This window comes from Pseudoalteromonas sp. MEBiC 03607 (assembly GCF_004792295.1).
Lineage (GTDB): Bacteria > Pseudomonadota > Gammaproteobacteria > Enterobacterales > Alteromonadaceae > Pseudoalteromonas > Pseudoalteromonas lipolytica_C.
On record NZ_SRRY01000001.1, the window covers coordinates 2,852,384 to 2,867,624 of the forward strand.

Genomic DNA, 15,241 nt, shown 5'->3' on the forward strand with positions numbered 1-15,241 from the left:
AAAAAAGCGAGCCGAAGCTCGCTTTATCATACATTAATTAATTCAAATTAGAATTTTAACGTTACACTTGCGTGGAAGTAACGACCTAATGTGTCGTAGAAACCAGCAATCGCGTTCGCATTAGTAGATAATGAACCACCTACCATTGGCGGCTCTTTATCTAGGATGTTATTCACACCAACTAACACAGTTGTGTAATCATTAACTGTAAATGTACCTTTAAGGTCAAGGTAGCTTTGTGAACCAATGCCGCCTTGAACTAAAGTATCAGCACCATCATATTCGTTTACAGCACTGAAGTAACGCCATTTAGCTGTTGCTCTCCACCAGCTGCCTGTATCGTAGCTTGCAGTAAGAACATGACGCCATTCTGGTTGTGGGTAACAGCCATCATTTAGTGTATCCACACAATCATATACCTCACTTACACCTGGAATATTATCAAATTCCTTAGTAAGCATATAAGTACCGATTAGGCTTGTAGAAAGTGTGCCACCTGCTACGTCAAAATCGTAGTTAGCACTTAAATCAACCCCTTCATAATGGATTTTACCTAAGTTGGTGTTTGTTGCCACAACTTGGCCTGAACCAATCCAAAGGCTAGAGCTACCTGGCGTACGTTGTACGTTATCACAGAATACTGCCTGGCCTGTTTTACCACACTGCTCTACGATAAGCTCAGGGTCAATATTACCGATAGCATCCTCTAGGTCGATATCCCAGTAATCGATTGAGAAGTTGAAACCTTCAAATGGGTTACCAACAACACCAAATGTGATTGTATCTGCAATTTCTGGACGAAGCTCAGGGTTACCACCAAAGAAACCATTGTATTGGTCAGCAGGGCTCTTACCTACGCTACCGTATTGAGACGCTGGAACGCCTGTATTCGCACACTCTGCTTGGCTAAGAGATGGTGTTGCACCCGCACATGGATCTGTTCCTGGCCATAAACCAGTGCTTTGTTGTGCGAATAGCTCACCGTTGTTAGCTGCACGTACAGCGCGGTTGTAACTTGAACGGATCTTCCAGTTTTCAGTTACATCCCAGTTCATTGCTACTTTGTAAGTAGGCTCTGAGCCTGACGTGCTGTAATCTGACCAACGATATCCTAATTCAACTAATAAGCTTTCAACACCAGTAATGCCCTCAACGATCGGTAAGCTTAACTCACCAAACACCTCTGTTACATCGTACTCACCATTAAGGCTCTTAGTTGTACCACCTTGACCAAGTAGTAAACCTTGTGCATAAACTTCGTCTGCTGTACGGCTAAATGTCTCTTCACGGTACTCAGCACCGAATACAGCTGCAATTGGGTAATCTGATGAAGGAAGACCCCACTCAAACTCACCAGTAACGAAGCCATTCACGATAAACTGCTCAGTTACACCGTTAAGGATTGCAGTGCCTGTTAAGGCGCCTGCAGATTCAGGTGTTACACCCTCGTATGTGAATACTTCGTAAGGGATACAGCCTGATGTTGCCGCACAATCTTCACCGTTTGCAGAAAGTGCTGTGCTGATACGTGGACCGAAGAAGTCATTTTCATATGCTGAAGATGAAGATGTTGAACCATATTGTACGAATGCTTCGTATGACCAAAGGTCACTTAGCTCACCTTTACTACCTAATACTAAGCGGAAAGAGTTATGCTCTAAGCTATCTGCACGAGGACCACCTTCAACGTTACGTTTACCAATGTAAGTAGCAAACTCATCACCAGAAGTTAGACCAAAGCGATCTGTAAGACTTTGACGCTGTGCATCTGTTAATAACGGGCTATCATAGTCAATAACGTAGTTTTCATTAAAGAATGTACCTGACTCTGCGATTTGTGCAGTAGTGCGGTCACGCATAAACATCGCTTCCATAAATGGTTGGAAGTGATCGTTAATTTCATACTTAGTAAATAGGCCTAATGTGTGACGCTCGTTAGGACGCATAAAGTGGTTGATTGGCGCGTAGTTGTAAACGTTACCACTTGAAGGAATAAAGCTACTATCTGAACCTAGTGTCCAGTAATCATAATCATCCCAGTTAAATGCGCCAGAGTCAGTCGGTGCAGAGACGTAGAAGTTAGGAACAACAGCATTACCAGAACCACCACACGCTGTGCCTGCAGCATTTAATGCGCAAGATGAGTAATCACGTGCACCTTGGCGAAGCTCGTTTTGTTTTTGGTATGTGAAGTAACCAACAGCATGGCCTTTACCACTATCGAATGAGCCACCTAACGTAGCCGATAGGTCAAATGAAGCACCGTCGAAACCAGAGCTACCGCTTGGATAATCAAACCCACGCTTATCCATAAGGTCTTGGATGTAGTCATTATCGTTGTCATGCTGATACGCAGTTGAACCTAATGATACTTCAAAACCTTCAAAATCGTCGTTCATTACGAAGTTTACAACACCCGCTACCGCATCGGCACCGTATGTAGACGAACCACCACCAGTCATCACATCTACACGCTTGATAAGCGCCGCTGGGATTTGGTTGATATCCGCTGATTGAGTGTAAATACCACCAGCTTGCACACGGCGACCATTGATTAGTACAAGAGTACGTTGTGAACCCATACCACGTAAGTCAAGTGTTGCTGTACCAGATGCACCGTTTGATTGGAATGCAGTGTTAGATGCTTCTAACTGAGGTAAGCTGTTCATCATGTCTTCAACACGAGTAAAACCAGCTACAGCAATTTCTTCAGCTGTTGTAACTTGTACAGGGCTTGCAGTTTCGATATCAGTACGTTTGATACGTGAACCTGTAACCTCAATACGTTCAACCTTTTCTACCGCTTCTTCTTCAGCAGCAAATGTACTTGCAGAAAATGCAGCTGTAGAAGCTGTACCAAAAGCAAGTGCTAAGCGAACTGCTTTTGAAACTTTATTATTTAACATTTGATTCTCCCTGGACCACTATATTGTGGCTATTTTTAGCATAAGCTTGTTTATTATTTGTGACGCATCAGGACTGCGACAAACAAATAATAAACAAATAAAACAAAATATCCAGACATTTGTTTACAAAATCTTAATGAAGAAGCAAAAAGTTTACTTTTTTTGTTTTTATGAACAAAAAAGATACAAACAAGTATTTAAACTCAGTTTTTTGATCATCTATCGCAAGAAAAGGTCAAAATATTGTTAAAAGATCAAAAAAGCCTTATTTGTCGGTCGCTTACCAATGATAACTTCTTATCCAGGTCGTCAATGATCATCTCTGCGATGGGGCGTAACTGCTTGTTAACATAGTTAGTGTAATCGTAATTGTGATGCCCAGTGAAATACTCTGCACCACTTGTACTGTAAACATATTCAATCATTTGCCCACGTTTGAAACTAATGTGAGGGTTAACAGCTAAGTGCTTTTTAGCTGCTTTGACGTGAGGGGGAATATTTTTTTGGTAATCGGTTAAGTGCTGCCCTAACCGTTTGCGGAAGACCAGCATCGAGTCATAATCGCCGTTGTAGAGTTTTTTAACATATTTTTCAAAAACTTGAATTATTAGTTCTTGACTATTTTGTTGGTTAAATAAAATTTCAAACAGTTCTTTTTGAAATTTATGAGCTAACTCAGTCCAATCACTACGTACCGTTTCCATTCCTTTGAAAACAAGTTTGTTAGCTCCATCCTCAATTACATTTCCTACATATCGCTTTTTAGAACCCATTGTTTTACCGCGAATTGTTGGCATAAAAAATGGGCTATAATGAGTTTCAAACTCAATCTCTAAGAAACTATCTATTTTAAACTCTTGGCATAATTTGATTTGCCACTGCTTGTTAATTTTTCTTGCCAATTCCGTACCGATTTCGTTACAGCTTGTGTAATCTAATTCATTATCGAGCATCACAAAAGTTGAATCAGTATCGCCATATATTACTTTGTAGCCCCACTCTTCGATCCACTTTTTGGTTGTTTGCATTATTTCATGACCACGTAAAGTAATAGAACTGGATAAGCGAGGATCATAAAATCGACAGCCTTTTGAGCCTAAAACGCCATATAAGCTATTCATGATGATTTTAATAGCTTGAGAGAGCATAGGCTGATTATTATCTTTCGCTGCTTGTCTTGTGGTTGCAAGTTCATCTATTAGTTCAGGTAAATGATGTTTCGCTCTAGAGAAAAACGCTTGATTAAATCCTGGTATTGAATTTTCCGGATTCTTTAACCCTTCTATTAGTCCTAGAGGGTCAATACAAAACGTTCTCATGATAGATGGATATAAACTCTTATAGTCGAGCACTAAAATGTTTTTGTATAGACCCGGCTCTGACGACATAACATACCCGCCGGGGCTATCAAAGGTTAAGCCATGATCACCTAAGTTAGGTGCAACATATCCGCTTCGGTGTAATAGTGGTAAATAGAGATTTGTAAATGCGGCAACAGACCCCCCCATTCTTTCAAGTTCTAGACCTGTTAACTGGCTTCGAACAACAGCAAAATCGAGCAAGTTAAGCTTTTCAAAAATACGTAAGACTAAAATACAATCTTGCCGATTGTAACTAGCAAGAGAAAGCTTGTCTTCATTGAACTGGCGTACAATTTCTTCTAAGCGATTATCCGTTGTAATCAGTTTTTCTTCACCCAGTTCTATATGAGCAACATTAGCTAGACTAAAGCTATCATAATGGTAGGTAGCATTTTTAAGCGTATCGATACCATCTATAACAACACGACCCGGTATAGTTAAACGCGTAAAATGCCCGGTTTTTAATTGCAGGTTTTCTTGATTCCTACCGAGCTTTAGTGCCATTCCTAACGCCTCAGCACGAACATGAATAACGCTAAAATCAAAATCAATTACATTCCAACCAATAATTACATCAGGATCGCAATTTTGGACCTCGGAGCAAAACTTTGTTAATAAATCGATTTCATCAGCACACCACTCAATACAAAATTCTGGCTCCTTTATTGGCTTTGCACTTCCAATCATCAATACTTTGTCAATACCATCACCAACTAAACCTACAGAATAGAGAACACCGTCACCACTGCATTCAATGTCTATAGATAAGACCGAAAACTTTGGTTTCAATTTGCTATTTGGTTTTAAAAGAGCATCATTAAGAATACGAATGCCTTTGCGGACTTGTAAGTGCCCCTTCACCCATACCGCACCTTTAATAAAGCGCTCCATTAAAAACCTATCAACAGGGCGAATATCATCTTCGAAAGTTTGAACTTGATTATTTTTTAAAATTTTACTGGCTTTATAGTAGTTCCTTAATGAATTAAAGTAACAACAAGCCATCATTTGATATTGAAAATTTTTAAGCTCTGCATTAGCAAACCGAACGTCTATATGATGCTGCTGCAATAGTCTTTGCGCGATTGGAATCTGGTTTTGAGGAATAAAAAACACTGCTTCTTGCTCTTTTGCAATAACCTTCAATGGTCCTTGAGCAGTCCAAAGCCAAAGTACAAATCTTATACCTTTTACGCTATCGTAGGCCTCTTTTGAAAGGATAAAACCTGAATCTATATACATACACTTCTAATATCTATCATAGTACAGGTATAGTACACCTTAACTATAAACAATTATAAGAGCCAATTATGAGCCCAATTGATGCGATTGAAAACGCAAAAGAATTAGCAAACACTAATCCCCAGCGAGCAAAAGAACTACTTCTCAATACACTTAATCAACACCCTGAATACCACCAAGGCTGGGCGTTATTAGCCGCTATTCATAAACAATTAAATGAGCATGATAAATTTCAAGCCGCGAATAAACAATATGAGATGATTGCTTGGTTTAACAATCAATTAGATACAGCACAGCATTATTTAGATAAGCAAAATCCAAAACAAGCAGAACAAATCGTAAAACACTTACTACAGCTGGTACCAAATGAAGCTAGGGCACTTTTATTGTTAGCCAATATTGCTTATAAAGTTGGGGATAATAAAGCATACCTAGCTATAGCGACACATAATTTAGAAGTGAATAGCTCAAAACCAGCAGCACAAGCTCTTTTTTGCCAATGTTTACTTAACATCAAACAATTCGAACAACTGATTTTATTTTACAAACAAATCCAAGCGACGGCTTCACAGCAAGTACAAAGTTTAGCAGCAGCTGCTTATGTAAAACTTATGAAATTTAACAAAGCTGCTAGTCTTTATAAAAAGCTTTTAGAAGAAAACTACTTTCCGGCTCAATGCCACTTACGAATCGGAAATATAGAAAAAATTAAGGGAAACACTGAACTGGCAATAGCTCATTACAAAAAAGCACTAGAGTTTGATAGTAATTTGGGTGAAGCTTATTGGAATTTAGCTAATTTAAAATCATACCTGTTTGATGAGTCTGAGATACAATATTTATCTTCTCAATTACATAAATCGCAAGATAATCTCAATGACGCGCAATTACATTTTGCACTAGCGAAAGCTTATGAGCAGCAAGAACTTTATGATCTAGCTTTTAATACACTAAAAAAAGCAAACGCTATTCAAAAATCTCTCACACCATATCAAGCAAGTAATTTTATCCATCGCTGCAAAACGTATTTGACTCAACCCCCTTCAACAAATCACTGTTTAGAAGACTTACAATTGGTTTTTATAGTTAGTTTACCGCGCAGCGGCTCTACATTAGTTGAGCAAATCCTTGCGAGTCACCCGCATGTAGATGCTAGTTATGAACTGACAGAAATTAATGCGATTGCTAGAGAGCTGGAAAGTAAAAAGCGCTCTGATACTCCGTATGGTTTAGACGTGATATCTGACGAAGAAAAGATCCAGTATGCTAATCGTTACTTAAACTTTATAAAACCTCTGAGAGGTAATAACCCTGTTTTCATCGATAAACAGCCTATAAACTTTCATCATGTAGCATTGATTAAAACATTATTTCCAAATGCAAAAATTATAGAAGTAAAAAGAGATAAAGCTGCGACTGCGTGGAGTTTATACAAGCACTTATTCTCTGAAGGACACGCCTACAGCTATGACTTCACGTCTCTTGCTCAGTATATTAATGATTATCACCAGCTTATGGCTCATTGGCATTCTCTATATCCAGATGGTATGTTCACTGTGGATTATCAACAGCTAATTAATGAGTTCGACAGCTGTATTAGTCAACTACTTACTTATTGTGGACTGGATATGCACGAGAATTGTTTGAAATTCTACGAAAATCAACGCCCAGTGATGACGCCTAGTTCAGAGCAAGTGAGACAACCGATCTATAAGGATGCATTAACCCAGTGGACTCACTACCAAGAACACTTAGCGCCCCTGCTAAAAATGCTAGACTAAATTAAAGTAACAAGTCGCTTGTAGTTGCCCAGTTAAATCTCTAAAATTCATTACTGTAATTATATACATACTTTAGGTTATCTGGGCATGCTTTCTGACTCTTTAAAAAAAACAATTCGGCAAATTCATAAGCATGTTGCTGATAACCTCACCGATTACCGCCCTAGAAGTAGTCAAAACTATTTAGTTGCCGAAATAGCAAAAACGCTGGCTGGCGAGTACCACAAAAGCCAACGCATCTGTGTTATTGAAGCTGGTACAGGAACCGGCAAGTCGCTGGCTTATTGTTTAGGTGCATTGCCTTTGGCGATGGCCAAAAAAAAGAAATTAGTGATTTCGACGGCAACCGTTGCCCTACAAGAGCAGTTAATCAATAAAGAACTGCCGTTTTTTAAAGAACACTCTGGCCTTGATATTAAGTTTGATTTAGTGAAAGGCCGACAGCGCTATATATGTGCGCAAAAACTCAGTGCGGCAGTAAATGGCGACAGCCAAACGCAAATGGAGTTTATGCCGACCCTATCATCGCCGCTCTCTGATATGGAAACCAAATGCTTAAAGCAACTTTATGATGCTTACTCAAAAAAGCAATGGCAAGGTGATCGCGATAGTTGGGCTGATACTATCCCCGATAAAGTTTGGAATTTAATAGCCTGCGATAAGCACTCATGCCAACGACAAATGCGTGCTCATCAGCTGTGCCCTTTTCATATGGCGCGTCAGCGTCTTATGCAAATGGATGTGTTGGTGATCAACCATTCTTTACTGCTGGCTGATCTAGACCTCGGTGGTGGTAAGATTCTTCCTGAGCCTGACGATACTATTTACGTAATTGACGAAGCGCACCATTTAGCTCACATCACCCGAGACTTCTCATCTGCAGCAGCAACAATCAAAGGCACCATAGATTGGCTCGACAAGCTTGTTAAATTTGCTGGCAAAATGGCAAATGTATTAGTAGGACAAAAAGCAATTGGGCAAAATTTTAAGCTCAGTGACAGTATCAATGATGCTGCAAAAAACTTAAAAGTCGTACGTGATATTCTTGATAATGCGGATTTTAACTACAACAGTGATGATACCTATCGTTTTGAGCACGGTGAGATCCCTGCATCTTTACATGCTAAAGCTAAAGATATCAGCGATGCCACTCTTGATGCTCTAAGAGCACTAAACAAAATGCACGATACCTTAGTACAAGACGTAAGCGATGGCGATATAAAACCTTATGTAGCTGATCCTATCTTGGCTGAAAGTGGTCATTACATTAACCGTCTAGAGTTATTAAACAAGCTGTGGTTTAGTTATGCAACAAAAGGCGAAGGTATTCCCCATGCTCGATGGATCAAACGCCTAGAGTATAAGAACCATCACGACCACTTACTCAGTGATTGCCCTATTGAGGTTGGCTATTACTTAAAAGATAAATTATGGAATCAATGTGCTGGTGCTGTGCTTTGTTCAGCTACTTTAACTGCACTTGGCTCATTTGATCATTTTGCTTATGAATGCGGCCTTGCCAAAGAAGAAGGCGTCAAATACATCAAAGTTCCCTCGCCGTTTGATTATCCTAAACAAGCAACACTGCATATTCCTGCAAGCCACATCGAGCCAACAGATAAAGCCTTTAGTGATCACTTGGCTGAACAATTACCTAAGTTTCTTGATGATAAAAAAGCTAATTTAGTCTTGTTTGCTTCTTATTGGCAGATGGATCACGTAGTAAAAGCACTGCGCAGCAAAGGAATTGACGTATTAGTTCAGGGTGAAATGTCTCGAGAAGCATTATTGAAACAGCATAAAGCGAATGTTGACTTAGGTCGCGCAAGCTACTTATTTGGCACACAAAGCCTATCAGAAGGTCTAGATTTACCGGGTAAATACTTAGAAAATCTCGTCATTACAAAGATTCCGTTCGCGGTGCCTACCTCACCAATAGAAGAAGCGCAGGCTGAATTTGTGCAAAGTAAGGGGGGGAATCCATTTTTGTCTATTACTGTACCTGATGCAGCAAAGAAATTAGTACAGAGCTGTGGTAGACTACTTCGAAAAGAGAATGATCAAGGACGAATTATTATTCTTGATCGCCGTTTAGTGACCAAACGATATGGCAAAGCCATGCTCGATACCTTGCCACCCTTTAAAAGACAAATTGATTATTAATGTTTGAATTAGCTTTAGATCCAACAACATGGGCACTCCTTTGCGCAGTAGCGCTGGCTGCAGGCTTTATTGATGCCATTGCTGGCGGTGGCGGCATGCTAACTGTACCAGCCTTATTGACAGCCGGTTTACCACCGCATCTCACTCTAGGGACCAATAAACTTGCAGCCAGTTTTGGCTCATTAACTGCAAGTGTGACATATTTTCGAAAAAAGTTATTTAACCCCCGGTTTTGGGCTGCGTCTATTTTAGCAACTGCCATAGGGGCACTTGTAGGTACATTAGTTGTAGATTACTTGAGTATTGAGTTTTTAAATAAATTACTACCGGTGGTGATTATTTTAGTTGCTTGTTACAGTCTCTTTGGCAGTTTAAGTACGACTGAGCATAACGAATTGCCTGAGCTTGATGGCAAAACCAAAATTAAACAATGGCTACAAGGGCTGGGCCTTGGTTTTTTTGATGGTTTAGCAGGCCCTGGGACTGGCACCTTTTGGACTGCCTCAAATAGCCTATTATATAAGATGAGCTTATTGCTAAATTGTGGGCTTGCTCGCTCAATGAACTTTGTTTCGAACTTTATTTCATTGATCACCTTTGTTGCGCTGGGCCATGTGAACTTTTTGCTTGGTATAACAATGGGCTTTTTCTTGATGTTAGGTGCCTGGTTAGGTGCGCATTCAGCAATTAAATTTGGTAGTAAAATGATCCGCCCAGTATTTAATACTGTGGTTATAGTGTTAGCATTAAAGTTAATCTATGAGGCTTATTTGTAAATGCATTCTCCTGCTTTTGACAAACTATGCGAGCAAATATCTAGGCTTAAACATCAAGCAAGCCAATTTGATAACGGCAACCTATTTGCTAAAAATCGCTACATGCAGGCACAACCAAGTTTGTTTGATAAGGCGGTATTTGCAACTAAAAGTATGAAACTTGCAGATTATGTAGCTGAAATAGAAGAAGAGTTAGCTAACCTGCCCCCAGCAGAACATCGCCATGCTTATCAATATGCTTTAGAGCGAATTGCACAGCAAGTTCAGGCTGTTTTTAATGTTATTAAATCAACACCTGTGTGGGCAAAAGAGAACAAATACAGTTTTAAACCCAAGAGCAAGCCACAAATATATAAACAAGCAGTTAAAAAGATCATGCAGTCTTCACATGAACTTTACGATGAGCTCAAGCAAAACCATGAGTTTGAGCGCCGCTTAGTTTTAATGATTGAAGAAAGAAAGCTTAAACTTGATGCAGCTAGCCCAGCAAAGGCCACTGAAATAAATAAAGAGATCTTAGCTTTACACGCTCGCTTGGGTCGCTGTCGAAAAGCAATTTCAGCCACAGAAGATAAAATTCAACAAGTAGAAAAACAGCAGCTGAGATAATGTTTTACTACCACCCAAGTTATTCAGCGTTAGCTTTACCCGAGCGTCACCGCTTTCCGATTGAAAAATATCGCATGTTAAGGCAGCTTGTTAGCGACTTTATTGATGAGCAGCACTTCATTACCCCACAAAAAGCTACTCGCGCGCAGCTTGCTCTATGCCATGACCCTGATTATGTCGACGCTTTTTTGACAGGTAGCCTTGACAGCAAAGCGATAAAAAAAATGGGTTTTCCTTGGTCTGAAGCCTTAGTCGAACGAACACTTTATTCTGTCGGTGCAAGTATTCAAGGTGCTGAATTTGCACTACAACAAGGTGCTGCATTTAACTTGAGTGGCGGTTATCACCATGCTTTTACGGGCTATGGTAGTGGTTTTTGTATTTTTAATGACTTAGCAATAGCCGCAGCACACTTAATTGAGAGCGAACAAGCCGATACCGTATTAATCTTTGACTGTGACGTTCACCAAGGTGATGGCACAGCCGAAGTAACACAAGCACACCCTCAAATAATTAGCTGCTCTATTCATTGCCAGCAAAACTTTCCGCGTATCAAGCAGCAATCAAATTACGACTTTGCTTTAGAGCATGGCACCTCAGATGCTGAATACCTTGAGACAGTAAATCAAGCATTAGCCTTAACAATTAGACTCCACCAGCCTGATATCATTTTGTATAACGCCGGCGCAGATATCGCAACGGATGATGAGTTAGGACACTTTCAAGTCAGTTTAGAGGGCGTGTATCAACGTGACCATTTAGTATTAAGCCAAGCAAAGGAAGCAAAAATCCCACTCTTTGCGGCCATGGGCGGTGGCTATCAACGAAATGTAAGCCGTTTGGTTGATGTTCATGGTCAGCTTTTTAGAGCCGCTGTCGATTTATTCTAAGGCTTGGTATACACTTAAATATGACTTTTCTACTAGGTTGTTGGTATATGAAATTGCATGATGACATCCACAATTACTATGAAAAACTTGTTATTGAAGATATCGCTAAGCGCAAGTTAGATTCGTTGTATAATGATGATATTATGGCGGATTTATGCTGTACCGTACTTAATCAATTACCTGCTCGCTATATTCGCTATGACGTTGATATGGAATTTTATTTACCACAAACAGAGCGAATAAAAATGGAGCAACGCGTACAAACAGCTATCGATGTAGCCATCAGCCAAGTTGCGAAAAAAAAGGAATTACAGAATGAGCAGTGACTTAGAAAATGCTCCTGACTACATAAAAATCGCTGTTGATCTCATTATGCTCTTAGAGCAAAACGATGTGCCTGCCGAAGACGTTTTAGCAGCATTAGAAATCGTTAAATCTGACTTCGAAAAAAAACTTCCACAATCAACTGATTAATAGTCCGAAAATGGCGAGTATTGGGGCATAAATTTGTTATGCTCAGGTTTTAAAAATTAAGAATGTAAAACCATGTCATTGCCAAGTTTATTACGCCTATTCATCCTTGCTGCTATTTGGGGCGCATCCTTCTTATTTATGCGCATGGCAGCTAATAGCTTAGGCCCTGCGGTATTAATTGAGCTAAGAGTCGGCTTTGCAGCAATAACACTGTTTATTTTTGCGCTGTACTTACGCAAGAAACTGGCTTTCGCGACTCACAAAAAGCATTTTTTCATTATTGGTGCGCTTAATTCCGCCATTCCCTTTTTATTGTTTGCTTATGCAGCACAAACAATTAACGCTTCAACCTTATCAATATTAAACTCAACAACCCCAATTTGGGGTGCCATCGTCGGTATTATTTGGAGCAAAACTAAACCCACTAAAAGTATGCTGCTTGGCTTGCTGTTAGGTTTAACGGGCGTGGCCATTTTAGTAGGGCAAAATAGTCTCACTATCGACAGCCAAGCCATCACGGCAATTGTTGCTGCACTGTGTGCTTCACTCAGTTATGCCATCGCATCCCATTACACCAAACATGCACCAAAGTTGTCTGCTTTTGATAACGCGCATGGCAGTATGTGGGCGGCAAGTATCATGGTACTCCCGCTTATTTTTATTATTCCTGCCAGAGAAATGCCAAGTAACGAAGTTATGCTTGGTGTAGTGGCACTCGGTGTGCTGTGTACTGCTGTAGCATATATCCTGTTTTTCCGTTTGATTGATGATATTGGCCCAACCTCAGCACTGACTGTTACCTTTTTGATTCCACTATTTGGCATAATATGGGGTAATCTAATTTTAGATGAACAAATTGGGCCGAATACCTTATTTGGCGCACAGTGTGTTATAGCAGGCACCATGCTGGTCACTGGCTTTATCCGTATCAAGCCGTTTTTAAAACGAAACACCTTGTAACAGAATGCAAATTGCATTTTTAAATACAATCTATACTCTATTATACCAATTCGCTTAATTAAGTAGTCTATTTTGAGGCAATAAAACCTCGTTGATAACAAGGCAAAAATTTCGTTATTTAGTTGTTCTAAATGAGAAATTTTTAACGCAGTTAGCGACAGGTTTAATCACTCAAAATGATTAAGTATTATAGTGAATTGGTATTGGGTACTAAAAAGGAAGGAGAAGTGTATGTCAGGTACTACCATGGTGGTGTTAATTGTGCTGATATCTGTGGGATCTGGGGTGATTTATGATATGTATAAAAAGCATCTCGAATTCAAATCACGCACCTTAAAAAATTCAAAAGAAGCGAACGAGCATGTAGCAGAAGTGACAAAAGAGCTGCAAGAGTTAAGAGAGCGTGTGCAAACGCTCGAAGCCATTGTCACCGATTCAAGCTACAACGTAAAACAAGAGATTAATAAACTTTAATTAAGTTAGCTCTAATTAAGATAATAATGCACTGTATTGTTCAAGCACTGGCTGATAATAATCGGCGTCTTGATTTAACATGCGTTGGTAATGAGCACATAACTGCTTTAAATAAGCTTGGTGCTCTTTGCTTGTTAGTTGCCACATTTGCTGCCCAATGCGGGTGATGAGCTGCGATGATGACGCACTCATTACGATGATTTCGTAAAAGCGTTTATTTTCACAAACCAACTGCTCAGACACGAGCCCTAATTGTAGTGTTTGTAAATAACTGCGAACGTGATAACTGTGATGTACAGGGCAAACAATAAAGTCGATGTAAGTATTTGGGTTTTGGCTAACAATCTTAGCTAAAAACTGTACTAACAGCTCTCCCCCTACTCCTGCAATAATAACTAGGTGGCGTTTTTGTGGGTCTGGTGTAATCGCTGCAACATCTTGGCAATGCACCTGCCAGCGTCCGCGTTGCTCTTCGTTGCAAAAGCGTTCTAGTTTATCATTTAGTGCCTGCATTAACTCAGGCACTATATCAACGAAATGTATTAACTGTGCTTTATCTTGCTGTAAAAGCTCAATCCCTAACAAACCGTGGTCGCAGCAGCAGTCCCAGATTTCGTCATAACCTGAATCAACTACATCAACGATGGCTGATAGTCGTTTACTCAGTGCCATTAGTTTGCTGTTTTATAAACTAAAGCTTTTAGACTACGATCACTGTCTACTTCAACAAAGCCATCGGTAGCTGCGAGTCGCTCAACAAAGCTAATTGCCCCTTGCGTATGATCGCTAATTAGATCTTTAAACGCCTGCTCTGAAAGCTCAGGACTATTCGCACACAGCAGTAATTGGGTGTGTTCATTTAGTAGCTCGGGTAAACGACGCAGAATTTTTTGATAATCCTTGGTCAATATAAAGCTGCCTTTTTGAAAGCTAGGTGGATCAACGATGATCAATTCATACGGCGCAGATTTCTTTAGCTTACCGAATGACTTTAAAATATCGTGAGGGAAATAACTAACACCTTGCTCAAAACCATTTAACTGATGATTTTGTTTACCCGTTCGAAGCACACCTTTATTCATATCCATATTTATAACTTGGTCAGCACCACCTTGCATTGCTGCAACAGAAAAACCACAAGTATATGAAAACAGATTGAGCACTTTTGCGTTTTTACTATTGGCTTGAACAAACTCTCTGCCACGGCGCATATCAGGGAAAATTCCCGTATTTTGGCGACTCAGTAAATCAACTTTAAACTTAATGCCATTTTCACTTACAAGGTGTTCTTGTGGTAATTCGCCAAACATTAGCGCATTACGGGTATTAATACCGCTACGTTGCTGGTATACCAATGCAGTAACAAGCTCAGGCGCGTTCTCTTGCGCCCATTGCCATAGGGTATCTGTTAATTGCGCAAGTGCTTGTTCTTCAATTTCTTCATATGAAACTAAAAAGAGTGCGGGCGGATAAAAATCCAAATTAATGTGGCTCAGCTCAGCCACTGAGTGGCCACGGCCATGAAATACACGGCATAATTCATTAGCGGCAAGTGGCGCCTCTGCTAATGCATTTAAAATGGCAGAAAAATTGTTTGTCATCATC

The 15,241-nt window shown here is 39.9% G+C and carries 13 protein-coding genes; 9 read left to right on the plus strand and 4 right to left on the minus strand.

Annotated features, from left to right (window positions below):
* Positions 1-47: 47 nt before the first annotated feature.
* Both E5N72_RS13060 and E5N72_RS13065 read right to left on the minus strand, forming a co-directional pair.
* Positions 48-2,906: a TonB-dependent receptor gene (locus E5N72_RS13060; RefSeq protein ID WP_135925363.1), complete on the minus strand. Its 2,859-nt coding sequence runs from the start codon at positions 2,904-2,906 to the stop codon at positions 48-50.
* 254 nt (positions 2,907-3,160) lie between these two features.
* On the minus strand, positions 3,161-5,509 hold the full coding sequence (locus tag E5N72_RS13065; RefSeq protein ID WP_135925365.1) for a DNA polymerase II: 2,349 nt from the start codon (positions 5,507-5,509) through the stop codon (positions 3,161-3,163).
* Between the two features lie 68 nt (positions 5,510-5,577).
* Between E5N72_RS13065 and E5N72_RS13070 the strand changes: the two genes are divergently transcribed.
* The 9 genes from E5N72_RS13070 to E5N72_RS13110 all read left to right on the plus strand — a co-directional run bounded on the left by E5N72_RS13070 (position 5,578) and on the right by E5N72_RS13110 (position 13,636).
* On the plus strand, positions 5,578-7,290 hold the full coding sequence (locus E5N72_RS13070) for a tetratricopeptide repeat-containing sulfotransferase family protein (RefSeq protein ID WP_135925368.1): 1,713 nt from the start codon (positions 5,578-5,580) through the stop codon (positions 7,288-7,290).
* A gap of 87 nt (positions 7,291-7,377) precedes the next feature.
* Complete coding sequence (gene dinG / locus E5N72_RS13075) at positions 7,378-9,453, plus strand: ATP-dependent DNA helicase DinG (protein WP_135925370.1); 2,076 nt, start codon at positions 7,378-7,380, stop codon at positions 9,451-9,453.
* Positions 9,453-10,229 (plus strand): TSUP family transporter, encoded by a 777-nt coding sequence (locus tag E5N72_RS13080; RefSeq protein ID WP_135925372.1) that lies wholly within the window; start codon positions 9,453-9,455, stop codon positions 10,227-10,229. The genes dinG and E5N72_RS13080 overlap by 1 nt, the downstream gene beginning before the upstream one ends.
* Entirely contained in the window at positions 10,230-10,838 is a 609-nt protein-coding gene (locus tag E5N72_RS13085) for a primosomal replication protein (RefSeq protein ID WP_135925374.1), read from the plus strand.
* Entirely contained in the window at positions 10,835-11,728 is an 894-nt protein-coding gene (locus E5N72_RS13090) for a histone deacetylase (protein WP_205994319.1), read from the plus strand. The genes E5N72_RS13085 and E5N72_RS13090 overlap by 4 nt, the downstream gene beginning before the upstream one ends.
* A 47-nt stretch (positions 11,729-11,775) precedes the next feature.
* Positions 11,776-12,054, plus strand: coding sequence for a late competence development ComFB family protein (locus E5N72_RS13095; protein ID WP_135925378.1), 279 nt, complete (start codon positions 11,776-11,778; stop codon positions 12,052-12,054).
* Positions 12,044-12,202, plus strand: coding sequence for a DUF2496 domain-containing protein (locus E5N72_RS13100; RefSeq protein ID WP_135925381.1), 159 nt, complete (start codon positions 12,044-12,046; stop codon positions 12,200-12,202). The genes E5N72_RS13095 and E5N72_RS13100 overlap by 11 nt, the downstream gene beginning before the upstream one ends.
* A gap of 72 nt (positions 12,203-12,274) precedes the next feature.
* Positions 12,275-13,162, plus strand: coding sequence for a DMT family transporter (locus tag E5N72_RS13105; RefSeq protein WP_135925383.1), 888 nt, complete (start codon positions 12,275-12,277; stop codon positions 13,160-13,162).
* A gap of 231 nt (positions 13,163-13,393) precedes the next feature.
* Positions 13,394-13,636, plus strand: a complete 243-nt coding sequence (locus E5N72_RS13110; protein ID WP_058583760.1) for a hypothetical protein — start codon at positions 13,394-13,396, stop codon at positions 13,634-13,636.
* A gap of 15 nt (positions 13,637-13,651) precedes the next feature.
* Here E5N72_RS13110 and E5N72_RS13115 read toward each other — a convergent pair whose 3' ends face one another.
* Together E5N72_RS13115 and E5N72_RS13120 are read right to left on the minus strand one after the other, a co-directional pair.
* Positions 13,652-14,308, minus strand: coding sequence for a tRNA (adenine(22)-N(1))-methyltransferase TrmK (locus E5N72_RS13115; protein ID WP_135925385.1), 657 nt, complete (start codon positions 14,306-14,308; stop codon positions 13,652-13,654).
* Positions 14,308-15,237 carry a class I SAM-dependent methyltransferase gene (locus tag E5N72_RS13120; protein ID WP_135926294.1) on the minus strand — a complete coding sequence of 310 codons (930 nt, stop codon included), beginning with the start codon at positions 15,235-15,237 and terminating at the stop codon, positions 14,308-14,310. The genes E5N72_RS13115 and E5N72_RS13120 overlap by 1 nt, the downstream gene beginning before the upstream one ends.
* Between the last annotated feature and the right edge of the window lie 4 nt (positions 15,238-15,241).

What these genes read in the sequence shown, in the direction of transcription:
- E5N72_RS13060 (WP_135925363.1), bottom strand. Translation starts at nt 2,906, where the DNA reads ATGTTAAATAATAAAGTTTCAAAAGCAGTTCGCTTAGCACTTGCTTTT.
- E5N72_RS13065 (WP_135925365.1), bottom strand. Translation starts at nt 5,509, where the DNA reads ATGTATATAGATTCAGGTTTTATCCTTTCAAAAGAGGCCTACGATAGC.
- E5N72_RS13070 (WP_135925368.1), top strand. Translation starts at nt 5,578, where the DNA reads ATGAGCCCAATTGATGCGATTGAAAACGCAAAAGAATTAGCAAACACT.
- dinG (WP_135925370.1), top strand. Translation starts at nt 7,378, where the DNA reads ATGCTTTCTGACTCTTTAAAAAAAACAATTCGGCAAATTCATAAGCAT.
- E5N72_RS13080 (WP_135925372.1), top strand. Translation starts at nt 9,453, where the DNA reads ATGTTTGAATTAGCTTTAGATCCAACAACATGGGCACTCCTTTGCGCA.
- E5N72_RS13085 (WP_135925374.1), top strand. Translation starts at nt 10,230, where the DNA reads ATGCATTCTCCTGCTTTTGACAAACTATGCGAGCAAATATCTAGGCTT.
- E5N72_RS13095 (WP_135925378.1), top strand. Translation starts at nt 11,776, where the DNA reads ATGAAATTGCATGATGACATCCACAATTACTATGAAAAACTTGTTATT.
- E5N72_RS13100 (WP_135925381.1), top strand. Translation starts at nt 12,044, where the DNA reads ATGAGCAGTGACTTAGAAAATGCTCCTGACTACATAAAAATCGCTGTT.
- E5N72_RS13105 (WP_135925383.1), top strand. Translation starts at nt 12,275, where the DNA reads ATGTCATTGCCAAGTTTATTACGCCTATTCATCCTTGCTGCTATTTGG.
- E5N72_RS13110 (WP_058583760.1), top strand. Translation starts at nt 13,394, where the DNA reads ATGTCAGGTACTACCATGGTGGTGTTAATTGTGCTGATATCTGTGGGA.
- E5N72_RS13115 (WP_135925385.1), bottom strand. Translation starts at nt 14,308, where the DNA reads ATGGCACTGAGTAAACGACTATCAGCCATCGTTGATGTAGTTGATTCA.
- E5N72_RS13120 (WP_135926294.1), bottom strand. Translation starts at nt 15,237, where the DNA reads ATGACAAACAATTTTTCTGCCATTTTAAATGCATTAGCAGAGGCGCCA.